Source organism: Desulforamulus reducens MI-1 (assembly GCF_000016165.1).
In the GTDB taxonomy this organism is placed as follows: Bacteria; Bacillota; Desulfotomaculia; order Desulfotomaculales; family Desulfotomaculaceae; genus Desulfotomaculum; species Desulfotomaculum reducens.
This window is the reverse complement of sequence record NC_009253.1, coordinates 1,260,747-1,286,152: the sequence shown is the minus strand read 5'-3', so window position 1 is coordinate 1,286,152 and position 25,406 is coordinate 1,260,747. Positions and strand designations below refer to the sequence as shown.

Below are 25,406 nucleotides of genomic sequence, written 5' to 3'. Positions count from 1 at the left end.
CCTCTATATAACATGAGCTACGTACCAATCGTCCACGCTCTCAGGCTTTGGTACCGGGCGACTGGTAAGACGAATCATGCGCTGTTCATTTTGATTATCTGACCAACTCTTAGGCACTCGAGAACCCTCAATGGTAACAAATTGGTCGTTCTCCATTTGAGTTACAGCACCATAAAGTACTTCACCCATACCAGGACGGCCAAGAAGCACATGGTCAACCGGCACGAATGGGTACTCGTTGCCATCCTCATCGAGGTACCAATCGTTATAGGTGTAAATGTCCAGTCCCAGCTCGGGCAGACGGCCAATGTAGGTTACGGCATCAGACACAATCTTGGGATTAATGTCTGCCAGCAGAACATGATACATGTTCATTTTCTTTTGGATATCCGCATCATTCATAAAAGCATCAGCAGCAGACTGGCCAAGCACGCATATTGTCGGAGCCTTACCTGATGCTTGAATAGCGGCCAAACGCCATGCTTTCAAATTAGCGTAAATTTGAGCACTGGCACCCGTCCAAACATTATCACCGGCAAGAATTACCTTATTGGTAAAGCCATAATCCAGGTCCTGCTCAATATAATTGCTGTTGTTACGATCAATGTAACCTTTCATTGTAATCTTACCGTTGAAAAGCAGCTGAGCAGCCATCCATTCTTCACGGCGGGTAATCATATCATCCAATTCAACCATATCACGGCCAAGTAATTCTGCCTGGCGATCTGCCGGAGTGCGCTGACTGAAAATATTTTCACCCATACCGCGAATAACCAAATCATCAACGCTAATCTCCCTTTGAGGCGCAATCTTAGGAGCAGCGTATTTATCAGTCCGATATCCTTGACGGTCCATAGTAATACCACCAACCCGGGGAGCAACAAACGGAGCCATTTTACGCTTGCCCTTTTTGTAATCAAGCATTACTTCCTCAGTTACGAAAGTCAGCGTACCCGGGAAAAAAGTACTACGTAAAAAAGTATTGACGGGCATCATCCGCTGAACAAATCCCATCAAAAATTGAGTGCGATAGATGTTAAGGTCCAATTTTAAATACCTCCTCTGTTAATTTTGCTTAGTTAAATTAATAGGGGATATTATCTCTAAGATAAATCCCAAGCTCCCGCAACCGGCTCTCGTGGTTGGCGGCGGTATCCGTACCACCAAAGATAAGCGCCTGACGGTTAAGCAGGGCAGCAGCATAGGCCACGGCCACGGTATCACCGGCAGTAGTATCAACATCATCAGCCAAAACACAATCAGCCGTCTGGCTTCCATCGGCAACAGTGCTATCCACCGGCACAGCCAGCCCGGAAGCAGTAATGATGCCCAGGACAGTACCGCGTTTTACAGTTCCCTGAGCGCCCTTTAAAGTTACGGATTTTTTAATAATATCAACGTTCGTGCCTGCAAGCAGGTTATCGTAATTTACAGAATCGGCAGCTTTTGTATAAAGGTCCATTATTTAGCCCCCTTGTTACGTTTTGCATTAGCTGCGGCAACAGCCTTATCCATTAGAACAGCATATTTTTCCTCATCACTTGATTTAGGCGGAGTGCCGGCAGCTACGTTATTGGCCCCTGAGTTATTCAGTTCAGCATTCCTTGTATCCAGGTGCTGCTGACCTTTAGCCGCATCAGTTTTAAGCGCTTGGAACGCCAGCTCCTGGGCAGTCATAGGCTCGTCGTATTTGGCCTTTGCAACCAAGTCAGAAGCTATTGTGTTTGATATCTCGTCAATTGACTTGATACGTTCGCGCTCATTTTTGGCCCCTTCAGTTAGCCCCTCAGTTTTCCCTGCGTCTCTTGCCGCAGCTTCTACTTGGGCGACCAATTCCGGGTACGCTTGCTTCAGCTCGTCCGTATTTTTAATTTCCAATAGTTCATCCCCCTTTGTTTTATTCGCAGGCTGTGGCGTGGGAGCCTGTCCCTGCGTTGGTGGTTTAGTGTCGGGCGCAAAATTTAAACCGGCCAATTGACCGGTTTCACTTAACTCGCTGTACTGCTCAAGGAATTTCTTCACTGAAGCAGATGCGCTATTCATTATTGCCTGTCGGTTAAACATGAACGAATTTTCAACCGGCTCGGCTAGTTCTTGCTGCCCATCGGCGTAGAGTATACCGTCAATGAATCCCTCCGCCATTGCCGTTTTAGCGCTCATCCAGGTTTCATTATCCATCATTTTTGATATTTTGGACCTTGACCTGCCCGTTTTCATCTGGTAGGCAGTTATGATGGAATCCTTAATTTCATTGAGTACATCTGCTGCGTGGTTCATGTCTTTTGCTTCGCCGGCCACTCTTGTCCATGGATTATGAATCATCATAATGCCCACAGGCGACATATAAACCTCATCCCCAGCCATGGCAATAACGGACCCGGCAGAAACGGCTTTACCGTCAATCTTAACCGTTACCTTTCCTTTGTGCTCTTTAAGAGCGTTATAGATGCCGGCTGCTGCAGTAGTATCGCCACCCCAGCTATCAATCCAGACGTTTATGTTTTTCCCAGCGTGCTGTTTTAACTCTTCCCTAAAAGCGTTTGGCGATGCAGCATTAATGCCAAACCATTCATAAATCCAGGCACTCTCATCATCAACAATCTCACCGTCAATCCTTAGCTCAACCTCATCCGGATTGACTTCATTCTTTATAAAATTCCAAAACCTAGCCAGTGCTACTTCCTCCTTTCGTTGGTGGTGCCTGGGGCTGCAGTCCTGCTTGGTCCATTTGGCTTGATTCCCGACCTAACTGTTTTATGTTATGGTCGAAGTCTCCACCACCAAGCTCAATCGTTTCACGCTCGCGGGTAGAAAGGCCGTTATTAACTTTAAGGATCGAAGCCTGGACCTCTTGTACCGGGTTAACCTGCCCCGGTGCAGGGCCATGCCACTCAGACCTGGACCAAGCACGCCTTATGACAGGATCATTAAAAAAACCCGGAGCGTTAATGCGCCCAATAGCGATAGCCTCGGCTAACCATTCCTCATAAGTTGGCTGGCAAAACTCTTTAGCCATCCATTGCCGTCTTGTCCTGAACATTTTCCATGCTTCTAAAAGTGCTGCCCGACTTGCGCTATAACTTGACTGAAACGACTTCTGTAATAATTCATACGGAATCTCCAGGGCCGCTCCTATATATCGCGTTAAGGCATTTACAAAAGCTTCAAACTGCGTATTGGGCCGACTAGGATTAGCCGTAACTATATCCTCGCCAGGCTGCAGCACGTTTATAGCCCCGCCGCCCATTTCATACACAGTGGGATCCTCAGATGCAACCTGCTCCTCTTGCGGCAGCATGCTGCCTAAAGGCATCTCCGACGACGGCCCTTCTGACTTAATGAACACCGTAAATAAGCCAGATACAACTGCAGCCATAAGCTCGGCATTAGTGTAACGGGTTATCTGCTTCAAAGCTTCAATCACCGGAGCCAATAGCGGAACTCCGCGACGTTGTTCTGCTCTCTCAGCATCCAATAAGTGCAGGACATTAGGTCGACCGGTATCAGCGCCAAACGCTTCTACTCTGGTCCACTTTTTCATTTTGTTTGCTTCAATTCCGGTAACAATCGAATAGGTGTTGCAAATCCAATAGGCTACAACCATGCCGTCGCTGTCTATTTCCACACCAGAAATAATTGCATTGCCGTTTTCAGGGTTACGGCCCTCAACTAAAAACAACAGGACATCCACCCAGGGAGTGGATACCCGGTCACTCTCAATAACATGCAGCCTTAAAGTGTACGGCATCCAGGACTGGCGCTGAGCTGCCTTAAATAGAACAAAGGCATCACCGTTTAATAGGCAGCCAAGAAAAGCTATCCCCTGCAGGTCGTAGAAATCATTCATCCGCAGAGCATCACAGTGCTTACTCTCAGCCCACAATGCAAACTCCCGCTCTGTTTTGCGTTCCCAGGCTTCCGCCTGGTCATCGGTTAAGCCAAGAAAAGCTGCATCGATATGCGCTTTTAACCGCAGGCCTGGACCTATAACATTAGTTCTCGACGTTTTAAGCGCAGCGGAACCAAGCGGTGAATTCATATAAAGGTCTCTGGATCTGGCCCTCAGCGTAGCCAAATTAATATCGATATCGTCTTTAGGGCTGGCAGCTGTTGTTTTCCATCCGCGCATCGATTTTTTATAGGCAGATGCGCCGCCTTCGCTATAACCCCAGTTAACTATATCTAGCATTTTACGTGCAGCCATACGCTTAACTGCAATCTGAGGTGAAACATACGCTATCGCTTTATCAATTAAATTCATTCCTCACCTCCTCCCATGCTAAAGGTCCCTGGGGATTACGCCAATAACGCGATTGCGGCCCCCACCGGCAACTCTGGATTCTTCAGCTGCAATCTCTTTCTCTAAATACTTAATCGTGCTCGCAATTTCAGCCAAATCTCCACGCCTTAACCGGCGAGAACCTATATTGTATTCCTGGGCTCCACCTAAAATAGCCGCCTCGCAATCAACATATTGCTGCAGACGACTTTGTAAAGTATCCAATCTGGCCACAAAATCACCTCGTCTTGACTATATGACTACGCCTTTATTAACTAACCCGGCTCTTTTTTTAGCGGCTTTGGCCTCGCTCACTGCCGGCTGCGCTTCAGTTTTACCCAACCGTTTCTTTAATAACTCCATCGGTGGATTTAATATCTCAAGAGCTGCTGTGGCGTAATTTCGTAAGTCAAAAGGTTCGTTTCTTGCACCGCTGGTGCGTTTTTCCCAACCCACCTTAGCCTGCCCTCTGGTGTACCTTACAACCCTGTGCTCAGAAGTCAATCCTTCAAAATAAGCCTGGTCGTAACCCCTATCCTGCTCAATTGGAAAATGGCAATATCCAGGCCCTTCTTCAAATAATTTTAACCTGGAAGTAATGGTATCCTTGCCGACATCAACCCCGATACCAAAAAGCCATACCCCGGCATCGTTCCGTTTCTTGGGCCGCTTAATGAAAGGAGTGCCTGAGCCGCTCTCGCCTTTAATGGCCCATACTCTTTTTAATTCATGCTTCTTACAGTACTCGTAAACTTTTTTAGTATGGTGACCACCGGAGTCCACACAAGTTGTCATGATTTGCAACTTTTGTCCATCGTTACGTGCGTATTTCTTATCCAAAACACCGTCAAGCATATCCCAAACGTAGTCCTGGCCCGGGTCACCCATTATTACGCCATACTGAATGCCCCAGCTCTCATATTCCAAACCCCAGCCTACAATTTCATACTCAAGCCTGTTATCTTGAACGTCAACCGCTGCGGTAAGAACAAGAACATCATCCGGAACCTCGCAGTTATATCTCTCACGGCGCTTCAGTAAACCGTCTAACTCAACGCCTTCTCCTTCTTCCTCCCAGGTTTCACCCAAGCTGGTATTAACCCAGGATTTAAGAAGTTCGATATTGCCCTTCTTGGCTTCTTTTTTAGCAGCCTTGAAGTCCTCAATAATCTCAGCCCATCGTTTCCAAGGGCTGGCTAATTCATTAATATGAAATCCTCTTGATTTAGCGCCAGGCTTTCTTGCTACCCATTTGCCTGTTCCTAGTTTCCATTCGAACTCGCTATGGATAACTCCGCAATGCTTACAAGCCATTGATGCACTTTCAAACACAACTTGCCCCCATTTGAACGGCTGATAATGGCCGCATGAAGGGCAAGGCACATGCCACTCCTCCATTGTGGAGTTTTCATATTCAGCTTCTATGCGGCTTACGCCTTTTATACCAGGCGTGCTCACATAAACAAACTTACGGTTCCAGAAAGTATTTGCCCTTTTCTTTGCCAGCGTTAAAGGATCGCCTTCAGTTCCAGCTGAAGCAGGATAGCGGTCCACTTCGTCAGCTAATACAATACGAATAGGCCGGCTGGCTAGTCCGGTCGGAGCGTTAGCACCAACAAGTGTTATATGACCACCGGTAAATTTTTTATGCAAAAGCGTATTGCCGCTATCTCTGCTTTTAGCATTAGCAACTTTGCTGCGCAATACCGGCGTATCCCTAATCATTGGTGCAAGCCTGTCCTTTGAAAAAGCCTCGGCCATCTTATCAGTAGGCTGAATCAAGAGTATTGGAGCTGGATCGTAATCGATATGATAACCTATTACATTCAAAAGAAATTCTGTTTTGCCAATCTGGGCGGAAGACATAACGACAACTGTGCTGATCTCCGGGTCGCTGATAGCGTTCATAATCTCGCGCTGATAGGGGGCACGATCAGTCCGCCATTGCCCAGGCTCGGAGGATGATTCAGAAGATAAGCGACGGTATAGGTCAGCCCAGTCCGAAAGTTTTAGATCAGGAGGTGGGGCTACATTATTCGTAGCATTTTCAACTAAACGAAAAAGTAATTCTATGTCATCATGTTTCTTTGTTGCCACGGCGCTTTACCTTCACTTTTTGCTCGACTCCGCAATCGTCATCTAGCACCAATTTATCTTTTGATTGAGCATAAAAAACTCTTGGATTATAATCTGAAAGCTCTGACAGCGCCTCGTATATGGCTTTTTTTATACCCTCCTGAATAGATGGCAACTCTTTCTTGCCAAGTAATTGCGGAGCTAATTTATGGGGTATTGCGAGACACCGAGCACGAAAAGCGCCCAGCATATCATTCAGAACTCGCTTAACATCTTCTGCTCTATGTAATTCACCCTGCATGATCTGAATTTCAAGCTCCAATTTCTTTCGGCGGGTACGGTCCAAGAGGTCTTTTTCGCTTAAACCTTCTTGACTTGCAGCATCTTTAAGATAATTGCAGTATCCCTGGACGGCACTCGCCAAATCATATTTACCACGTCCAACTTTGGTTATAATACCGCTGCGATCTAACTGCCTAATTCGGGAATCAGATAACCCTAAAATTAATGCTAATTCGGACGTTCCAACTATCTGTTTTTTGGCTTCAGACAAGGCAAGCACCTCCTTTTAGATTTAGCTAATTTCGGAAACGGTAACGCCTTAAAAATCTCTATGACTGGGAAAATTTCGGGGTTCGCGAGACCCGCATAAGCAAAATCCCCCGAAAGGACCCGTTCTATTTATTAGAAACGCCATCAGGCGATAATTAACGAAAAAAGCCGTCACCAGTGCAGATCGGTGACGGCTTGATAAATACACTATATATTTAGCAGGCGGTATCTTATTGGTTACATTGTTCTCACCCTTTCTTTGTAAAATAAAAACCGCCTCAAAATTGAAGCGGTTTTGCTGACAACATTTTACGGTAACATTTTAACACACCCAGATTATCATGTAAATTTCAACTTTTTATCACGGTTTTATCACAAGCCTCAAAGCCTTTAAATATCTAGCTTCAGCCCATCAACACCAAATAGAAGAACGCTTAATTCTCGTATCATTTCATTCCTCCATCTGTATACTGAAGGCTGGCCGCAATTTAACTCTTCTGCCACTACCTTAATTAACTCACCGCGTTCAATATGCCTTCTTTCCTTGTCCAGGTATAAGCATTCAATTACCGTATACTTCTCTAATTGACCCTTACTGGCCATTCGCCCCTTTAATATTTCCAAGCAGTGCTCAATCTGTGCTATCATGACTATTGTCCGCATCCTGGATCTCTTAATGGATTGGATGATAACTTCTTCGGCCTCTAGCTCATCCAACTCTTCAATGCTGAAAATATCAGTAGCTCTTTCCTTAGCGTTTTCATAGTGATCAAGCAAGCTGAGGTAATTTTTTAAAAGCAATTCAGTGTTGTGGTATCTTGTCCGTTTGTTTCTTTGCCGTTCCTCTTCTTTGAAATCCTTTAGTGCTTCCACTGCTGCTGCCTTTGCTATATCAAAGTTTTTCTCTTTTTGCTTTTTATTACCCAAAGACATCACCTCCGCAAATACCAATCCCTGAAGTCATGCTTGGGACTGGACCTACCCCACCACCTGAAAAACGCTTCATGCTTAGTTACTATTAGCCGTTTAGGACAAGACACGTAGCACTTGTAAGCCGGGCAATTCTCACAGCCTAACCTTTCAAAATTGGCCTTAATGTTTTGTTGCCGAATGGCCTCAACCTCGTCACTTCTCACAGAGAAACCCCACCTTACCACATGATCGTTTCTCTGGGCATCTTTGCAGCCAGTAGCATTTTGGTTGTAGGTACCCGGCCAATGTAGTACTTATTTCTTGAACCTCTTTTTTCATCCCCGCCACAAGTTCTCTTATTTCCCATTGGGCCTTATCGCAGAGCCGCTCCTTTGCCAAATCAAACAGTGCGTGATAATTAATTGTTACATGGATTTTTGAACAGCAGGCGTTGGGTAAAACAAACCTTGCATCCTCAGCCGGTATTCCTATATCGACTAGCTGCTCATAGGCGACCTGGATGATAAACATTGCCTGTTGGTAAATTTGATGCGCCGTTTTGTCAATGTATAAAATACTTTTATCGCAATTCTGAATTCTTGGAGGTGTTACATATTCAAATCCGTTCTCGTTATATTTTACATACCTTTGTGACTCCTGGGCGAATCCAACCCCCACACGTTTTCTAACTAGCTGGTGAGTAAGCGCTCGGGAAACGCCTGACACCTCAAAATTAAAAGTCGCAAACTCTAACGGAGTTAAGTGCCCGGCCTTTATTATTAAATCCAATATTTCATCCCTTGGCGTTGACTGCCAGCAGTTAGCAGCAGCTTTAATTATTGCATCCTCCGGATTAGGTGTATAGTTAATCAGTTTTACCTGCATTTTCATAGTACCCCCGCTTTTTATTTTTATCAATTACCGCCAACAAGGTCTCCCGCAAATCGATACCAAAACTTTCTTGCAAAATCCTCAAAGCCGTTTCACAACTGTGGATTAAATCAAATAACTCCATCGCCAAGTCGCCTATTTTGTCGTCTTCAAAAGCCAGCCATACTTCTTTATGCTCACTTCTTACGTGGTCCAACTGTTCAGCTAAAGAATTCACATCAACGAATTTGATTCGCGGGAACCTTACCCACATACTCTTTAACCTATCCATCGCCCAAAACGTATATCTTAAATCATCAATCTTTTCTTCAACGCTATGCTGCAGCCTTTCCAGAATGCCGGCTGGGTTTTGCTCCAGGGCCATGCCGTACTTTTCCATGCCTTTGTTATCCTGTTTATCCAAAAGATCGTTAATCTCTTTACAAAGATCGTTAATCTCTTTACGATAATTCATTTTTTATCTCCTTCCGTCAGACCAGGCTACGCAATGCCCCGGGCTTATTCCGTCAAATCGCTCCGGGTCCCATTTCTTTGGGAAGTGGACCACTATAGACTTCCGAAGCTCTAACCTTTCATTGGCTCTCCGCTGTCGTTCTTGTTTGGCAGTTTTGCCCGGCCTTTTATGTTGTGCTGACATTCTACCGCCTCCGTTCTTTTAAGTCGCGATTGCAGCTATTCTAGCTTTAACCGCTTCCAGTAGGGCGTTTTGCCCTCGTTCTTTATACCCAAGGACTCTAATCACGTCCTCGTCAATAGTTCCCTTGGCTACCAGGTGATGAATAATAACCGCCCTTTGCTGCCCCTGCCGGTGTAGCCTTGCGTTGGCCTGCTGGTACAGCTCCAGGCTCCACGGTGTGGAAAACCAAGCTATTATATTACCGCCTGCTTGAAGGTTCAATCCGTGGCCGGCTGAAGCTGGATGCGCTAACATGATCTGAACCTTTCCGTCGTTCCAATTCTTTATATCCTCTGCGGTCTTTAATTCTTTAGGTTTGTATTGCTTAAAGTGTTCTTTAATCCGATCCAGGTCGTGTCGGTAAGAGTAAAACACTAGCACCGGTTTCCCTGCGGCCTCCTCGATAACCCCTTCTAAAGCCTCCAGCTTAGCCTTGTGGAATTCCTGGGCCATTCCGTTCTCATCGTATACGGCCCCGTTTGCCATTTGCAGCAGCTTATTAGCCAGCACTGCTGCGGTATTGGCAACCACATCCCCGTCAGCTAAAGGTAACAGCAGATCCCGTTCTAGCTGTTCATATTGGCCCCAGGCTTTAAGTGATAAATTAACCGGGATGATATTATCGATTCGTTCTGGCAGCTGCAGCCAATCCGCTGCGCTCATGCTCACGCAAAGGTCTGAAAGCTTGTTGTGTATAGCCGCTTCAGCGTCCGGCTTTGGGTCCCAGGTGAATATAACTGACCGGTTTCTTTTACCCGGTTTAAAATATCTTTCCCGATATCCGGTGATTGTCTTTCCCAGGCGCTCCCCGAGGTCCAACAGATAAACCTGCGGCCATAAGTCAAGCAGTCCGTTCGGTGCCGGCGTTCCTGTCAACCCGATGATTCTTTTTATTAGCGGCCTTACTTTTCGCAGCGCCCTGAACCTTTTAGCCTTAGATGATTTGAAACTTGAAAGCTCGTCTATAATCACCATATCGAAGGGCCATTTTTTACCGAAGTGCTCAACCAGCCATTTAACATTCTCGCGGTTTATCACATAAATATCAGCTTTGGAATTAAGAGCCGCTATGCGATCTTTTTCAGGACCTAGCACCTTAGCAATTCTTAAATAATTCAAGTGGTCCCACTTCGCGGTTTCACGGCTCCAGGTGTCCTCCGCCACCCTCAGCGGTGCTACAACTAAAACCTTTGAAACCTCAAAGTAGTTATGCATTAGCTCTGCGGTTGCAGTTAGGGCGCAGGCTGTCTTCCCAAGACCCATATCCATGAAAAGTCCAACTGCCGGCAGCTCTATGATTTTCTTAATTGCATAACCCTGATATTCATGTGGCTTAAAAATCATTTTCCAAATACCTCGATAACAAATTTGTTAATAGCCGCAAAAGAATCTATGCAATAAACTTCAAAGCCAAGTTCAGTTAATTCTTTTGCCCTTTTTACTTGTAGCGGCCTTGGTTCTTCACCAGGAGCTTTAAGCTCGACGAATATGCTTCTACCTCCGGGAAGAAGAACAATCCGGTCCGGCACTCCTGACATACCTGGAGAGGTAAACTTCCAGGCTTTGCCTCCTCGCCTTTCAACTTCGCGCTTAAATTTGCGTTCAATCTGTGCTTCATTCACGAACTGGTACCTATTTTCCAAAACCAATTCGATGTACCGCCATGCTCATCAAATTGGTGAAACGTTTTAACTTTAAGCTTTTTTCTAGCTTCTTTCAGCTGTTTTTTGGTAAAACCTTGTTCTTTTGCCTCGGCTCTTATATCATCGCAAAGTACCAATTTCCCGTTTTTTAATCTGCTAGACAGCCATTCTTCGCACTGTTCCATTTGTGATTTTTACCTCCCTTTATTCTTATTTTCTCTAACTATATTTTGACTTATAGTGTATTTCGCTCGCGCTATCAGCCCTTGCAAAAACCGTGTGCGGTTGCCGAGTTGCCGAGTTGCCGATAGTTTTAAAACTCCTATACGTGTGTGTGTACGTGTACGGGTACACCTATATATTCTATAAATAGTAATACTCTATAGACTATCGGCAACCTCGGCAACTTTCCCGCTAACGCTTGGTGCTCTAGGCTTCAAGTGGTTGCCGATATCGGCAACCGTCGGCAACTTTTTCTATAATTCAGCCTACGCTCGGCAACCTCGGCAATCGGCAACCTCGGCAATCGTTCAATTGTATCGGCAACCAAACAGCCTATCGGCAACCACATCGGCAACCGGTTTTTATTCGTTTTTGGTCTCTGAAAATTTCGCTGAATCTTTTCTTATATAAGCTCTTTGCACTCCGTATAAATTGAATTTCATTTTTCCGTCCTTATTTCCGGTGTACTTTTCCCAACCGTCAATCTGCCGCATCAATCCGTGTATTTCATCTATCTCAAACCTTTTAATGCCGGTTAACTCTTTGCCCATCAGTTCACACCAAATTTCGGCAACGCAAATTTTATCGCGCTGCATTGTTCCTTCAGGGCCATGCCCAAAATCACCGCCGTTGATAAACGTCCTGCGCTCAGTTAGGCTCATTTCTTCCCAGTTTTCCGGCAGTAGCATATCCAGGTATTCTTTGACCATGCCCAGGCGCTCGTCAGCTTCCATAGCAAGTTTCTGCTGCTCGAAAGCTTCCTCAGCTGCTTTACCTTCCAAGTACAGCGTTTCGCCAGCTTTATAGCATGCCAGCGCCTCGGCCCAAATCTGACCTACTGTGTAATCATTCATGGCCCAGGGTGCCCTATCCGTCGACACGCCTGTCACGTTCACCGGCCAAAAACGCCGGTTGCCGGTGGAGTCCCGGAGGAATCCGGTGTCATTGTTAGTGCTACCGACAATCACACACTGGCGCGGATACTCAATCGTTCTGCGGCCATACGACGGCCTGTAAATATCCTTTTGCCGGCTAAGGAATGACTTAACTACTTCAACTTCAGCCTTTTTAAAACCGGCCAATTCCCCAATTTCCAAAATCCAATAACCCTGTAGCTTCTCGGCTGCAGTTTTATCCCGCATGTCGGACATGCTAAGTGAATCATTAAACCAATTGCCGGCCAAGCGGGTAAATAGTGTACTTTTGCCCAGGCCTTGCTTGCCTATCAGGACCAGCATATAGTCAAACTTGCAACCTGGGTTCATTACCCGGGCCACGGCAGCTACAAAGGTTTTCTTTGTTACGGCTCTGGTATAAACTGAGTCCTCGGCCCCGAGGTAGTCAATCAATACTTCCTCCAGGCGAGGGATGCCGTCCCATTCATCTAGCCCGTTTAAGTAATCCCGGATAGGGTGGAAGGACCGCTCATGGCTTACCGCCGTTAAAGCATCATTTAGCTTCGACGGGGTCCAGATTTCGTAAACCTTCTCCAGGTAGACCCGGAGCGCTGCATCATCATCGTCTGACCAGTTCGGCCCTTTCCAATCCCCGGGCTTACGCCAGGGAACCTTTTCTAACAGCGTTATTGCCCCTTTGTGGGCATTGTAAGCAATGCCTTTAAGGTTTGGGTCATGGCGTAGAATAAGCACCAAATTTTTAAGAGATGTTTTTAATTCTTTCTTCTTGGTATACTCCAGATGCTGTGTCCAATCATCATCGTCGGCAAAGTCTTCTTGGGCTCTTACTAAGATGTCCTTACCCATTGTGCTTTTAACGTTTGGGTCCTCTATTGCGAAGTCTGTCATAGCAAGATAGGACGGCAGCTTTACTGTTGGCGTTCCAGGCTCCGCGCTTTCGTCCTGGTCACCGTATTTGTGGAGCCGCACCAGGTCAAAGGAGTTGACCAGCCTGCCGCTTATCGGGTCCGTACCGTGGTGGCTGAAAGCGAATTTATCGCCATCGTATAGCACCAAGCCACCGGTAGTGGAACCAGGAAGGTAAGTATAGCGGCCCTCACCGGCAGGACCATAGATATCGATTAAGAACGTTTCAATCGCCTCGGGGATTGAGTAGGTACGGCAAAACGCACCTACCACCCCGGGCTTCTCTAACGGATCTCCTTGCCTGTCTGCAAGTTTTTGCCGGGCCTGTTGAGCACGCGATGATTCAGGCCAATAGGACGGGTCCCGCCAGTCCTCATAGCGGGCTAAAACCTCGTCCGGATCGAGCCAGGGCTCATCTAAGTACTTAAAAACGAATTCCCCATCTGCTGACGTTGACGGCCAATACATCAATCTGACCGGGTCATAAGTAGTATCGTCGAAAAAGTCAATCCCCAGGTCTGCTGCAATGCGTCGGGCCACTGCCGGGTATTCGTCCGGGGCTATTGGCCGCTTCAGCGGAATAACCAACCTCAGCCTTGGAGCCTCCGGGCAATGCGCATGCGTGGAATAAAGCACGCATGCACAGCCCAGTATTACCGTAACGGATGCCCAAAAATCGCCCTTGGCGTAATCTATATCCAGAGTAATTAAATGCCGCCAGGCTACGTTCTCAGATTTGCGTCGGCCACTTTTAAGCGTCCCACCGACAAACCCGCCAACATCTTTAATTTGCCCCTGCTGGCTTTTCGATAACTTCTTATATTCGGCAAAGGTCTCACCGGTTCGATTAGTCCGGCTGAGCCTATCTACCATAGCAGACCAAAGCATGTCTTTGTTTTTCCAATTTGTCTCTTTCCGGCTGCGGCCAACAGCAATGGAGATATTACCGTCATGCTTGATTTTTAGTTTTACTTTTTTGTTAGGATCACTGTTCATAGCTCACCAACCATTCTCCGCCCGTAGGATCCCAGGTATGCTGATTATGGCACCCCGGGCATTTATGCGGGCAACCTTGAAGGTATAACTAAACGCAAACCAGGTCCGTCTACTGTGCTTTCTTTTGTCATTCCAGCTATTCTCAATCTGCTTGTTCACCTCATTTGATTAAACAGCTACTGAAGTAGCCGATTCAGTCTGCACCTTTAAGTCGTTGGTTTTTATCTCAAGGTTTGCTTCCTTGGCCCAGGAGATAACCTCGGCATTTAACTTATTGTCACTCGATACCGGTTTATTTTTATCGATTTTGGCCTGAATTAATCTCCTGCCTTGTACCTCCAAGCACGCTACCAGTTTGCCTTTATCATTTGCTACCAGGACAACCCACTTTGAATTATCCTGCATGGCCCGGCTATAGGAAGCTACGCAATTATGCAGCTCCACACCGGCCTTTAATAGCTCCATCGATTCCTTTGGTAAAAAGAATTTAAGCTTTTCGTTTTGCATTGAGAGCCGCCTGATAATATGGTTAGGCACGTTAAATTTAAGATTTTCATGATTTTGCAGCTTGTGCCTGTAGGACATCCAATCGTGCAAATCTCTTATCCTTACTTTTTCGGTTTTTATGGCCCGCTGGTTTTCATCTTTTAGCTGCTGGTATAGCCGAATGCAATCTTTCAGGTTTATCTCCTTGGCGTTTTCCATCATGTGGACTATTCCAGATTCACCATAGACCCGCAGCATATCCCTCAAAAACTGCAGTACGTCTCTGTTCACGTAATCCGGTGTATATTCATAACCGTATCGATTAGAGCCCAGTAGGTTATAAAGCTTAAAGCTTTTATATAACCGGATGGCATAATCGTAATTTTTACAGAGCTGCATTGCTTCTGATAACAAACTAGCCTCAAACGGGTTAGCGCCTAAAATCCTTTTTATGATTGGCTTATCCGGCAAAGAGTAAGTCGCTACAAGGGCGGATATGAAGTCCTGCTTTTGTTTAACCAGCGTGAGCACATCATCCATAAGGTCAAGGTTGCTAATGGCTTTCATTTCCCAGAAGCTCTTTATTGCTCTCGGGCTTTCGCGATAAATAGTCGGCAGGTTCGGCTGGTGGTGCTTGTTTTGTTTCAGCATTGGTCGTTTTACCGGCATTTTTATAATGCGTGGCAAGGGCTGTAGCCGTTTTAACAGCTAACTTCATATTAGCTACATAGCTTTTTAACCTTTCGATGTCTTCCAGCTTTACCGTGTGCCCCAGGTTGTTTTGCTTATCATTATGAGCAAGTAACTCTTCCAATTCTTTAAGCACGTTTGACTGCTGGTTCATGGCGTTTATAACGCTTTCAAAACTCACCTATATCCCTCCGATATTAAAAGATTTCAATAACTGGTAGATTAGCAAGTAAGTGTGTTTGATATTCAGGTAGACCGTAAAATTCAATCTTTCCGTTCAACCTGAAGCCTTTGTTGTAACTAACGGTTAAGGAATTACCGCCTCGGGTGAATTCAATCGAATACTGATACTGAAAACCTTTAAACGTTCGGCCCAGCTTAACTAGCAGCTCATAATTCAAACAGATTGAGCTTTCTCCGTTTGATACAATAGCTGGCTCCCCGGTAATTAGCTTTAAATTATCAAGCTGCTCGTCCAATTCCCTTATAGCCTTTGACCTTACAAATGGTGTCGCGTGCTTCTTCTCAAGCTCCCTTATTTCCTTGACCAAGGCCCGGCGCTTTGTTTTAATAACCTCATTGGCCGCTTTTTTTGGCCTTCTTTATACTTACTTTTTCATTCGGGGTTAGTCTTCTAAAGGCCATTTTTATCACCGGATTTGTTATATTTATCAATAATGCACACCAGCGCCTCTTCTAGGTTGTTATAAGCTGCTGTGATATGTTCCCATACCCATGGATGATTTATTACTTTTTCTGCCTTTCCCCAGCATATAACAGGCTTTCCTTGCTCTTTTGCGTAAACAATCTCGCCAATAGTGCCGATTGAAATATCAGCGTGGTCAAGTTCAACCAGGACAACATCACTGTGGCGAATCTGATATTTGTTTGAATCTACGATCTCCCTGGTGGAAGTTTGTAATTTATGAGCTATTTCAATCTTAAAAACCTCAAAGGGGTTAAGAGTGTTAAAGCCGTGGTCATGCAATAAACCTGCTGCCCTCTTTCGCCATCCGGACATTTCTTCTAAAGACAGACCGGTCATTTTTCCAGCCAAATAAACCGTTGCCATTGGTTTATCTCCTTTCATGAAAGTAACTCATCAATTTCATTCAGTTCATCAACTGCCATTTTCAGGTTGTTGGCCGCAATTTTGAAATAGCTCTCTTTTAATTCGATCCCTACAAACCGCCTGCCCATTAAAACTGCCTGATAACCTTCGCTGCCTATTCCCATGAATGGGCTGAACACTACATCACCTGGATTGGACCAAAGCTCAACTCCCCGGGCTATAACGTCAAGCTGTAAAGGGCAGATGTGTTTTTCATCTTTTTCTTCTCTGGCGGACCTGTACTGCAGAGTATTAGTTTGCCTAATATCCATCCAAACCGGTGAAGCATATCGCCTCCATACATGGTGTGAATAGACCGGATCGGTTTTAGCCAGCGATATTGTTTTGTGTTTTTGGCTATCTTTGAGCGTGGGTTTCGTTTTTGGGGCTTCGGGCTCATTCTCGCCATAAAATCTACTAAATCCGTCTGGATGTGATACCGGTTCTGGGTTATCTCCTGGTTTCCTAACAGTGATTAAGTAGTCAGGTAAACCTTGTCTGCACATAGCTGAATCTTTAACGATTTGTTTGTGTAATAGCCCCAGAGCTTTAGTCCTTGTAGCTTCTACAAGTGGATCTTTCCAGATAACTGTTTTTGAATGATAAATGAAATTATTATTTATAAACATTCTGAGCAGGCTACCTGAAAAATCCTTAATCCCGATAAAACCGTCCCTTGATTTCATAGCCGGGATATCCATGCAGTGAAATGATACCAAACGGCCTGGTATAGTTACCCGGTAAAGCTCTGAGATTAGATACCGGAAATGCTCCATAAATTCTTCATCGTTTCGGGAGTTACCCATGTCCCGTTCATTATTAGAATAGGTATAAAGTGAGCTAAACGGCGGGCTGAATATGGAATAATGAATACTGTTATCGGGCAACCCCTTGGTTACTTCCACACAATCACCTAAATATAGTGCGTATTCTTCAGTTATAACTTGGTCTACGGTATTAACTTGCAATGGGTTCACTCCTTAGCCATTCGGGAATGATTAGGTGCTTTTCTGCGTTATATTTGGTCATTTCACGCTCACTGGATCTGATTGATTCAGATAAAATTCCTTGCGTATATCTGACCATTTCATCAACCATATTTTTAAAGTCTTGCTCTTTCCGCTTGATGTTCTCTAATACTGCTCCTTCAGTCTCAGCTGTTATAATGTAAACGTCTACCGGCTTTGTCTGACCGAATCTCCAGCATCGTCGTATTGCTTGAAATATCTGTTCAAAGCTGTCAGATAGTCCGACAAAAGCCATCCTGTTACACACCTGAAAGTTCATCCCAAAGCCACAGATAGAGCTTTTACTGACTAGGCGCTTAATGTCCCCCGCCGCAAAGTCCAGCATAGCCTTTTCCTTATAAGCTGGCTTATGGCTGCCCCGGACCTCAACAGCTCCTTCTATGGCTTTTGTTAAAGCATCGCTTTCGTCGTTCAGATCACACCAGATAAGCCAGGTATCATCTGTTTGATTAATCAGTTCAGCACAATAAGCCACTCGGTCGTTAAGGCTGTTCTTTCTAGCCTGTCTTCGTTCCGTTAATGTGTTGGCCGGCGGACCTTCAGCAGGTACTATAATTTCATGTATGTTCAGCGGTGGAAGCTTAAAGGCTCCATCCTCATATCCCAGGTCAGAAGGTTTCTCCAGCACTACTCCCCAGGATGCTACCCATGCCCAGAAGTCACTTTCAGCATGGCCCTTTAGCCTCCACTGCGATGTCCTACCGCCATCATGGACAAAATACATGGAGAGCATTTCTGTCCGGCTCATAACTCCCAGGAACTCGGCATGATTGCCTAATTCCATGTAGTCGTTAGGCGCTGGTGTAGCTGTACAGGCCAGCCGGTAAGGTGTAAATGCAAAAGATTCAATAATTTCATTTCTAATTTTGCCAGTAAAGGATTTTAATATGCTGCTTTCATCAAGTACAATTCCGGAGAATAATATGGGCTCAAAGTGATGCAGCATTTCATAGTTAGTGATGTTGAGCCCTGGCTTTACGTCGTCCTGGCTCCGGCATAGGTGAACCTCATAACCGAGTGCTGCGCCTTCCCTTACCGTCTGAGCGGCTACTGCCAGCGGAGCCAGGAGCAAAACATCCCCACCAGTTAACTCATGTATTTTCTGTCCCCATTCAACCTGCATCCTTGACTTACCGAGGCCAGTCCCGGCAAAGATGGCAGCCCGGCCGCGCTTTAATGCCCACTTAACTATGTCTTTTTGAAACTCAAACAGGCCCGGGTTAATATCATCACGGCTAACTGAAAAGCCAGAAGGAGCGACTATTTGCTGTTTTTGTTTAATGAATTTTTCATAATTCATGGTAATAACGACTCCATTTTTAAAAGTAAAATTTTCCTACGTTAATCTTTTTTGTAATAGTTGCTTTCAAAGCCATCGGCCCGCATCGGAAGTCCGGGTGCCCAGGGTATCGGTTGTTCCATTATTCTGCAGGCATCCTCCAGGCTACCTACACCATGTGGCATCTCCATAACAGACTCATCGTGAACGTGCATAACGGTTTTGTAGCCGGCAACGTCTAACCTAAGCAGAGCTTCCGCCAGACAATCCCGGGCAACAGCCTGGACTATATTCTCAACCAGTTTCCCGCCGTAAGTGTAGAGCCGGCCCCATTGTTTTGTACCTTGCTCCTGGCCCTCATAGGTTAATGCCGGCTTATCAAGCCGAGGATTGTTTTGTATCCTCGGCTTGATATAAGCCAAGCGCCTACCGGAAGGTAAGCGAATGAATAAGATGCCGGACTCATAAATGAAATGTATTCCGTGGTGTAGCTCTACAGTGGTTTTTTCCTTAACAGCTTTAATTGCAGCTGCCTCCGTGTCATACCAAAACTTAACTATATTTGGACTAGATTGCCGCCAAAGTTTAACCAGCCCTGGAAGCTCCTCCTCTGTTAGCCCTTCTTTTAAAGCTCCCATTGCTATCAATGCGCCAGGGCCTCCTTGGTAACCGAGGGCCAGCTCTGATACTTTCCCTTTTTGTCTTAGCGGGTTGCCTTTTGTAATTTCTTCAATTGGGACGTGGAACATGGCTGAAGCTGATGCTTCGTAAATTTTGCCGTGGGTACGGAATACGTCCATGCGCCATTTCTCATCTGCAAGCCAGGCAATGACCCGGGCCTCAATAGCGGAGAAGTCAGCCACGATAAACCGGTGGCCCTCTTTCGGAACAAAAGCCGTTCTGATTAACTGAGATAGGACAGTAGGTACGGATTCAAACAGCAGCTCCAGCATTTCATAATCTCCGGCTTTTAACAGCTGCCGGGCCTGGTCCAGGTCTTTAATCGAATTGCGTGGAAGGTTTTGCACCTGGACCAATCTCCCGGCCCACCGGCCCGTCCGGTTGGCCCCGTAGAACTGCAGCAGCCCTCGGACTCGGCCATCTTTACCTTTTGCGCGTTCCATCGCTAAGTATTTTTTAACGCTGGTCTTAGCCATCTCTTGTCGCAGCTCCAGCATTTGCTTGACGGTGCTACTTTCAGTTTGCTTTAATAGCTCCGGAACGGATTCTTTGTTTAAACTCTCTACCTCCAAGCCATCTGTTTTCAGCAGCCATTGTTTTAATTGGCTTACCGACTTAGGATTGTCTAGCCCGGTAAGCTTTGCGGCCTTTGCCATCAATTTATCCTGGTATTGCGTATCGCAAGCTATGGCATTTGTAACTAACTGACTGTCAACTAATACCCCGCCATCATTAATACGCTGGTCCAGACACCACAATTTATGTTCAGCTTCTATTACCGGAAAACGTTCTAAGGTTTTTCTGATGTCCCGTTCAACGGCAACGTCTTGCTTGCAATATGATTTGAATTTTGCCCATCTATCCGGGTCGTGCTCGGGCAGGTTCCTTGTCCTCTGGCCGTTAACTTTGGTTGGTTTGCAAGGCATACTGAAATAGCGGATTAGCGCCTTACCTGCCGTGTCTTTTTGCTGCTTCAAGCCTAGCACCTTGGCAACGTCGCCCAGGTGACCGGGAAGGCCCAGGGTCAGGGCGTGTACATGAGTGCAGCGCCATTGCTCCGGTGGCATAGGACGGTTAAAATGCTTTGCAATACAGGTCCGTTCAAAGTTAGCATTAAAAGCGGTTTTTATTATTTCAGGATCAGTTAAAGCGTTTAGCACATTATCCGGTAGTTGCTCACCACTGGCTAAGTCAATCAATTGCACCGGCTCATCGTCAAAAGCATATCCGAAAAGTAATATTTCAAAGTCTTCAGCTTCCGCATATGCGTAAACTCCGCTTTTTGTTAAGTCAACTCTGCTGTATGTTTCTATGTCAATGCCAAGAATAGTCATTTGATTAACCCCTTACCAAACATGATGCTCATCCAACTATAAACCTTTAGCAACAAAGCTATGAATATAACCGCTGCGCAAAGGTCCAGTATTGCCGCTACTCTGTCAATCGCCCGATGTATTCTATAGATCACGAATCAACCTCCTAACCTAACAGTTCCTCAAGCTCCTTAGCCTGCCGTATCTTTGCCAGGCGCTGCATATGACCCTCAACATCGACCTTCTGAACTATCCAGTTTGTAGCTTTGGTTGAGCCGTCCACAAAGCCGACCACCTTACCAACGTTATAGCCCCTAACGGTATGGCACACTACCGGATCACCTATTTGTAAATCGAGGTCTGTAAAGAAGTCATAGAGTACTTCATAGTTACCGGCAAAGGATATTTGTACTATTTTCCTATCCACAATAACCCTCCGTATAATACAGGCAGGTAATTTAAAAGTTACCTGCCTGTACTTAAATGTCAGTTAACTGAGGAAATCCTCTTCTACATCGCCATCATCTATAGCCTCGAAATCGTCCTCAGGCCTGGTCCTGCCGCTTAACGGCTCACCATCAGCGACCTTCTGAATGTTCATCAAACCGCAGCCAACACCCTTATTACCTTTTTGATTGAACGGGAAGAAGTTAACACTCACCCGACCATAGCAGCCGCTGTAAACTTCGGATTGATCCAGAATTGGGTTAACGTTTTTATCAACAATGCCGGGCTTCTGTTTGGAATTAGCGTTCAAGAAAAAGTGGCCGGCATACTCTGGCTGATCCGGACGGTCAATATCGCCATCGCGCAAGGGCAACTTAAGGTTTGGTGGGATCTTACCACCCCATAAGCTTTTACCTGCTTCTTTAGCTGCATCAATAGCAGCTTTAACTTTACGAAGGGTAGCGGTATCAGACTTGGGAATTAAAATACAGAGTGAATACTTAGGGTCCTGGCCTTCTTCAGCGGCCCTGGGTTCCCATACATTTGCGTAACTTAGCCGGACTTTGCCGGTTACTACTTTGGTTTTTTGGTTTTCAGCCATATTTGTAATCCCCCGTTTATTTATTTTTAGAAAGGCAAAATGATATCATCATCTGATTTAGCTGGTTTATTGGGTTCGCTTTTTATAACGCTCTCTTTAGCCCCAAGCCTTTCAATTTTGCGCTGAACGATTGCTTCTGATTTGTTCAGCAAAATCAGCTTTGGCCGAATCGGTTGAGCATATCTCCGGCCTTTTATCACTCTCAGGAACCAGGACCGGCTTACCAGCTGGTTTAATGATTAACCCGTCAAGCAGTATGCCAAACTTCTTCTTGCCCAGAGCTTTCTCCATTGCAGTGATGCCAACAAGCTCTTTAGGTTTGTAGATAATGTCCTCTGCATAATTAGCAGCCAAAAGAACATTTGCAACTTCCTTCTCGTCGCTGTAAACTCGTTTACTCCTGCCCTCAACCAGTTTCCAACCCGGAAATTTAACATCGTGGTTCACAGCCTGGTCAAGAGCGTAATCGCTTACATCTTTGGCCCACTTTTGCAGCTCTTCCGCCTTTGCCAGCACCTCGGCAATCTCATCAATGGTTAATAGCGGCGGGTCCTGGAAGTCCAATTTTGCAAGCTCTAGGTTCTTGTCGGCCCTGGCCCGGCAGGTAAATCTAGCTTTACAAAACTGACAGTGGTTGCCGGCTTTGAATTCACCTTCACCCTTGATAGCCATAGCGGCTAGCGGTTTAACCGTATTTTCAGCCCAATCTAAAAGCTCCTTAACCGATAACTCTGCGATTGATATGCTATCCAGCCGGGGCTGCACGATTGTCATGCGCACAATTTGAAAGTCATAAAGTAGGTTAAATTGATTAATCGCGCCCAGGGCATACAATTTCATTTGCGGATTGTCAAGAGCGCTAACAGGAACGCCTTTTCCGTATTTCAAATCGGCTATTTCCATAATCTCATCGGCTATGGTTATTAAGTCACCGGTGCCGAAGCCATTTGGTACCCAGGGGCTATAATCAAGCCGCTGCTCTATTTGGATAACCGCGTCTTTGGTTCTGGCCCGGGCAGCATTGATGCGTTCAATCGCAAACCCGACGTAAACATCCACATAGTCGATCATTTCTTGAGAGAAGAATTCATTCTGCTGCAGCTTATTCCACTCGCTGTTAAATTTGTGCTTGGAGATATTCTCAAGGTAAAGGTTAAGGTGCAGCTCTGCTAAAGAGTGAGCGAATGAACCTTCTGCAGCATAGGCGCTCTGTACATCCTTGAATTGTTTTTCCAGCATAGCGCTGGGTGGACACTCCATCCAGCGCTTAGAACCAGAAGCCGATAAAAAAGCATGGGCGGTCATTATAGAGCCTCCGCAGCGGCCATCACTTCAGCGTATTTGTCCGCAGGGATATCGGTAAGCTTCTTAGCCCCGCAATCGGTAATAATCTTTTTAACCTGGGCCTGCTTGCCGTCCTGAGCTAGCGCCATTAACTTGGCCCTAACCTGTTCCATTGTGTACTCGGGCTGAGTATCGTTAACATTCTCCGATGCAGGTTCTTCGGTGGTTTTCTCTGGCTCCGGCTCCGGCGCAGGCTCGGGTTCCTGCTTTTGTTCTTTTTGCTGCTTGGCCTTATCGTTGGCTTTTGCCGGTTTTTCCTTCTCAGGTGCAGCTTTAACTTCAGCCTTATCGGGAGTGGTGTTTTCTTTTTGATCGGCAGGAAGCTTGAAGCTAAAATTCGATTTGCTATTTTCAGCAGCGCTGGTGGCCGCGTTTACGACGTTAGTGGTACGTGCTGCCAGTAGCAAAGGTGCAACCTCGCGAATAGTTGAGCATATCTCAGGAGCGTTGATGTTAAGGTTAATGTTAATTTCCATTTACAGGTTCCTCCGTTTTCTTTATACTAAAATTGAGTTTTTGTTTTTGTGGCCCCGGCTAAGTGAATAACCGGGGCGGTTTTTTCTACTCGGTAATAATGACCTTACCGAGCATAACGAGATCATCAAGCTTGTCCATAAAGTATTCCTTAATATTCTTGCGGGCCTGCATTTTCCAAGCTCCGCCGTCTGCTTCGAATAAAGCCGCTTCCGGGCCGTTCCTTAGCCGCAGGAGGAATTCTCCCTCCGGTTGTTCAACCTCAATGAAAGTACGATACGGTGCCAGCTTAATGATAGGTTCGATTTTGACGTTACCAACGGTAGCGATGCCGGTCTTGGCCGTGACCGTTTGAGAAATTCCATCGTCGCTGCTGGTCTTAACAGCATCCTCTTTTATGTTCCCGAGCACCTGGATGAGCTTGTCCCTGGCATCAGTCTGGACAAAAGTTGATTTTAGGCGAATAATGGCCGTTTCCAGGTTCATGTAGTTACCAAAGTTCTGGCCCGGCAATTCCGCAATAGCAGAATACAGGTGGAACCTTCCAAGGTCCTCACGCAGCATTGAGTAAACATCAACGCGAATGGGATCAACGATGTGGATAATAAGGTCGTTAAGGCGCTTGTGCTCATGCTCCTTATTAATCAGCTCTACGATGCCGGCTAAAGATTTTGTGGCGAAAGCTACCGGCGATGCTTCAGGGATTAAGTGAAGCGCTCTTGATGAATACTGCAGCCCGTCGTGGTCGACAATTTCTATGTCTTTGAGTTGCATTAAGAATTTAAGACCTTCTTCAGTTAACAAACCATTTCACTCCTCAACTAATTATTTAACCTGCGCTTTTTACGAGCTTAAGCTCGGTTTCGATTTCCTCCGCCAGGGCGCTGCCTTTCTCCCGGTTAAGCTCTGCTGCAACAGGACGGCCCATATGGTCAGTGTCCATAAGAAGCCTGGTTGTAATGGGCTTAACGGGAGCCAGTGTAGCCTTAGCTTGCGCCGTGCAATCCACTACGTCCCTGTTTTCATCAGGCTTAAACTCCAGTGTGACTACTAGCTTACGTTTGGTTTTAACATCAGTATTGGGGTCCATTAGATTTTCTAGCACTTTACCCAATTCATTTGAAATCTGCTCAGCGATAGCACCGTGGGCTAATTCAAGAACGTTAATTTTCTCAGGCATTTTTTATCTCACCTCCCTCTATTAATTTTTTATTCACAAAGTTACCTCCTTGATATAAAATTGAGTTGAGTAATTTTCTCTGCGGCTTTAAAAGCCGCTTTTCTTTTTCCCTAAGATATAAACCAGCTTAGTAAATAGAGCCAGATAACACCGCATACCACCCCACCAGCCAGCCAGCCCAGGAGCACCAGCGGGATGCACTTCCTTGGATTCCATCGCCAACGACGGCCTGTCCATTGCCGCAAAGCATCACCTCCCTTTGATACTCAACGATAAGCTCATCCACGACCTGGCTCTGCGCCAGGATACCTGGGTCGTTTATGTCCATGCTGCAGAGCTTTTTCTGTTCTTGATGCAATTTGTCGGAAAGCGTCATGAATAAATCACTCCTTCGACAACTAACTGATTAATTAAGCGCTTCTCTGTTGCGTTTTGCAATACGAGGGCATAAAAAAATAGGCTACGTCTTTTGGATTAATATCAAGGATGGTAGCAATCTGTTCCATTTCAGGACCACTGATAGCGTAAAAACCATTTATCTTATCTGATAGAGTATTAACCCCGATGCCCATTTCTTCAGCAATTTTTCTATAGGTAGTCCCCATTTCCCTAATTTTACCCTTCAAAGCGGTTAATTCTGGATACTTCCTTTTTTTCTTCGCCATAGTTTCACCCCCGTTTCTTTTAATGCGTTTTGCAACA

General features: G+C 45.7%; 31 protein-coding genes and 1 pseudogene. All 32 read right to left on the bottom strand.

Features of this window, described 5'->3' with window-relative positions; all coding sequences use genetic code 11:
* Positions 1-3: 3 nt before the first annotated feature.
* On the bottom strand, positions 4-1,014 hold the full coding sequence (locus DRED_RS06520) for a major capsid protein (RefSeq protein WP_083755207.1): 1,011 nt from the start codon (positions 1,012-1,014) through the stop codon (positions 4-6).
* A gap of 70 nt (positions 1,015-1,084) precedes the next feature.
* The gene (locus DRED_RS06515) at positions 1,085-1,462 is read right to left on the bottom strand and encodes a head decoration protein (RefSeq protein ID WP_011877566.1); all 378 of its coding nucleotides are present in this window, start codon (positions 1,460-1,462) and stop codon (positions 1,085-1,087) included.
* The gene (locus DRED_RS18215; protein WP_337998929.1) at positions 1,462-2,577 is read right to left on the bottom strand and encodes a head maturation protease, ClpP-related; all 1,116 of its coding nucleotides are present in this window, start codon (positions 2,575-2,577) and stop codon (positions 1,462-1,464) included. Before DRED_RS18215 ends, DRED_RS06515 begins: the two co-directional genes overlap by 1 nt.
* Before the next feature lie 88 nt (positions 2,578-2,665).
* Complete coding sequence (locus tag DRED_RS06505) at positions 2,666-4,204, bottom strand: phage portal protein (protein WP_238442611.1); 1,539 nt, start codon at positions 4,202-4,204, stop codon at positions 2,666-2,668.
* 75 nt (positions 4,205-4,279) lie between these two features.
* Positions 4,280-4,513: a DUF6148 family protein gene (locus DRED_RS06500; protein ID WP_041274507.1), complete on the bottom strand. Its 234-nt coding sequence runs from the start codon at positions 4,511-4,513 to the stop codon at positions 4,280-4,282.
* Positions 4,514-4,531: 18 nt separating this feature from the next.
* Positions 4,532-6,376, bottom strand: a complete 1,845-nt coding sequence (locus DRED_RS06495) for a phage terminase large subunit family protein (protein ID WP_011877563.1) — start codon at positions 6,374-6,376, stop codon at positions 4,532-4,534.
* Positions 6,357-6,917, bottom strand: a complete 561-nt coding sequence (locus DRED_RS06490) for a type IV toxin-antitoxin system AbiEi family antitoxin domain-containing protein (protein WP_238442590.1) — start codon at positions 6,915-6,917, stop codon at positions 6,357-6,359. The genes DRED_RS06495 and DRED_RS06490 overlap by 20 nt, the downstream gene beginning before the upstream one ends.
* A gap of 380 nt (positions 6,918-7,297) precedes the next feature.
* Positions 7,298-7,840, bottom strand: coding sequence for a hypothetical protein (locus DRED_RS06485; RefSeq protein WP_049755865.1), 543 nt, complete (start codon positions 7,838-7,840; stop codon positions 7,298-7,300).
* A gap of 192 nt (positions 7,841-8,032) precedes the next feature.
* Complete coding sequence (gene thyX / locus DRED_RS06480) at positions 8,033-8,704, bottom strand: FAD-dependent thymidylate synthase (protein ID WP_011877560.1); 672 nt, start codon at positions 8,702-8,704, stop codon at positions 8,033-8,035.
* Positions 8,685-9,164 carry a hypothetical protein gene (locus tag DRED_RS17865; RefSeq protein WP_011877559.1) on the bottom strand — a complete coding sequence of 160 codons (480 nt, stop codon included), beginning with the start codon at positions 9,162-9,164 and terminating at the stop codon, positions 8,685-8,687. Before DRED_RS17865 ends, thyX begins: the two co-directional genes overlap by 20 nt.
* Positions 9,165-9,167: 3 nt before the next feature.
* The gene (locus DRED_RS06470) at positions 9,168-9,347 is read right to left on the bottom strand and encodes a hypothetical protein (protein WP_041274505.1); all 180 of its coding nucleotides are present in this window, start codon (positions 9,345-9,347) and stop codon (positions 9,168-9,170) included.
* Between the two features lie 18 nt (positions 9,348-9,365).
* On the bottom strand, positions 9,366-10,730 hold the full coding sequence (locus DRED_RS06465; RefSeq protein WP_011877558.1) for a DEAD/DEAH box helicase: 1,365 nt from the start codon (positions 10,728-10,730) through the stop codon (positions 9,366-9,368).
* On the bottom strand, positions 10,727-11,008 hold the full coding sequence (locus DRED_RS06460; RefSeq protein ID WP_011877557.1) for a VRR-NUC domain-containing protein: 282 nt from the start codon (positions 11,006-11,008) through the stop codon (positions 10,727-10,729). Before DRED_RS06460 ends, DRED_RS06465 begins: the two co-directional genes overlap by 4 nt.
* Positions 11,005-11,214, bottom strand: a complete 210-nt coding sequence (locus DRED_RS06455) for a hypothetical protein (RefSeq protein ID WP_041274504.1) — start codon at positions 11,212-11,214, stop codon at positions 11,005-11,007. The genes DRED_RS06460 and DRED_RS06455 overlap by 4 nt, the downstream gene beginning before the upstream one ends.
* Positions 11,215-11,613: 399 nt before the next feature.
* Positions 11,614-14,070: a virulence-associated E family protein gene (locus DRED_RS06450; protein WP_011877556.1), complete on the bottom strand. Its 2,457-nt coding sequence runs from the start codon at positions 14,068-14,070 to the stop codon at positions 11,614-11,616.
* Positions 14,060-14,122, bottom strand: a pseudogene (locus tag DRED_RS19750) (hypothetical protein); the annotation flags it as partial. The gene DRED_RS06450 and the pseudogene DRED_RS19750, both read right to left, overlap by 11 nt.
* A gap of 116 nt (positions 14,123-14,238) precedes the next feature.
* Positions 14,239-15,123, bottom strand: coding sequence for a PcfJ domain-containing protein (locus DRED_RS06445; RefSeq protein WP_049755863.1), 885 nt, complete (start codon positions 15,121-15,123; stop codon positions 14,239-14,241).
* The gene (locus tag DRED_RS18665; RefSeq protein ID WP_049755861.1) at positions 15,110-15,427 is read right to left on the bottom strand and encodes a hypothetical protein; all 318 of its coding nucleotides are present in this window, start codon (positions 15,425-15,427) and stop codon (positions 15,110-15,112) included. The genes DRED_RS06445 and DRED_RS18665 overlap by 14 nt, the downstream gene beginning before the upstream one ends.
* A gap of 16 nt (positions 15,428-15,443) precedes the next feature.
* Entirely contained in the window at positions 15,444-15,797 is a 354-nt protein-coding gene (locus DRED_RS06440) for a hypothetical protein (protein ID WP_041274503.1), read from the bottom strand.
* A gap of 83 nt (positions 15,798-15,880) precedes the next feature.
* Positions 15,881-16,336, bottom strand: coding sequence for a nucleoside 2-deoxyribosyltransferase (locus tag DRED_RS06435; protein WP_041274502.1), 456 nt, complete (start codon positions 16,334-16,336; stop codon positions 15,881-15,883).
* Positions 16,333-17,334, bottom strand: a complete 1,002-nt coding sequence (locus tag DRED_RS06430; RefSeq protein ID WP_420794771.1) for a DNA-methyltransferase — start codon at positions 17,332-17,334, stop codon at positions 16,333-16,335. Before DRED_RS06430 ends, DRED_RS06435 begins: the two co-directional genes overlap by 4 nt.
* On the bottom strand, positions 17,315-18,685 hold the full coding sequence (locus DRED_RS06425) for a helicase-related protein (RefSeq protein ID WP_011877552.1): 1,371 nt from the start codon (positions 18,683-18,685) through the stop codon (positions 17,315-17,317). The genes DRED_RS06430 and DRED_RS06425 overlap by 20 nt, the downstream gene beginning before the upstream one ends.
* A 41-nt stretch (positions 18,686-18,726) precedes the next feature.
* A complete protein-coding gene (locus DRED_RS06420) occupies positions 18,727-20,679 on the bottom strand; it encodes a DNA polymerase (RefSeq protein WP_011877551.1) in 1,953 nt (650 codons plus the stop codon).
* Entirely contained in the window at positions 20,676-20,813 is a 138-nt protein-coding gene (locus DRED_RS18660) for a hypothetical protein (protein WP_156779612.1), read from the bottom strand. The genes DRED_RS06420 and DRED_RS18660 overlap by 4 nt, the downstream gene beginning before the upstream one ends.
* Positions 20,814-20,824: 11 nt before the next feature.
* Complete coding sequence (locus DRED_RS06415) at positions 20,825-21,085, bottom strand: hypothetical protein (protein ID WP_011877550.1); 261 nt, start codon at positions 21,083-21,085, stop codon at positions 20,825-20,827.
* A 63-nt stretch (positions 21,086-21,148) separates the two neighbouring features.
* The gene (locus tag DRED_RS06410) at positions 21,149-21,706 is read right to left on the bottom strand and encodes a DUF2815 family protein (RefSeq protein WP_011877549.1); all 558 of its coding nucleotides are present in this window, start codon (positions 21,704-21,706) and stop codon (positions 21,149-21,151) included.
* Between the two features lie 111 nt (positions 21,707-21,817).
* Entirely contained in the window at positions 21,818-23,011 is a 1,194-nt protein-coding gene (locus tag DRED_RS06405; protein ID WP_011877548.1) for a DUF2800 domain-containing protein, read from the bottom strand.
* A complete protein-coding gene (locus DRED_RS17855; RefSeq protein WP_011877547.1) occupies positions 23,011-23,526 on the bottom strand; it encodes a hypothetical protein in 516 nt (171 codons plus the stop codon). The genes DRED_RS06405 and DRED_RS17855 overlap by 1 nt, the downstream gene beginning before the upstream one ends.
* A gap of 85 nt (positions 23,527-23,611) precedes the next feature.
* Entirely contained in the window at positions 23,612-24,328 is a 717-nt protein-coding gene (locus DRED_RS06390; protein WP_011877546.1) for a hypothetical protein, read from the bottom strand.
* A gap of 25 nt (positions 24,329-24,353) precedes the next feature.
* On the bottom strand, positions 24,354-24,704 hold the full coding sequence (locus DRED_RS06385) for a hypothetical protein (RefSeq protein ID WP_011877545.1): 351 nt from the start codon (positions 24,702-24,704) through the stop codon (positions 24,354-24,356).
* 127 nt (positions 24,705-24,831) lie between these two features.
* A complete protein-coding gene (locus tag DRED_RS19025; RefSeq protein WP_041274501.1) occupies positions 24,832-25,080 on the bottom strand; it encodes an aspartyl-phosphate phosphatase Spo0E family protein in 249 nt (82 codons plus the stop codon).
* A 34-nt stretch (positions 25,081-25,114) separates the two neighbouring features.
* Entirely contained in the window at positions 25,115-25,369 is a 255-nt protein-coding gene (locus tag DRED_RS06375) for a helix-turn-helix domain-containing protein (protein WP_011877544.1), read from the bottom strand.
* Between the last annotated feature and the right edge of the window lie 37 nt (positions 25,370-25,406).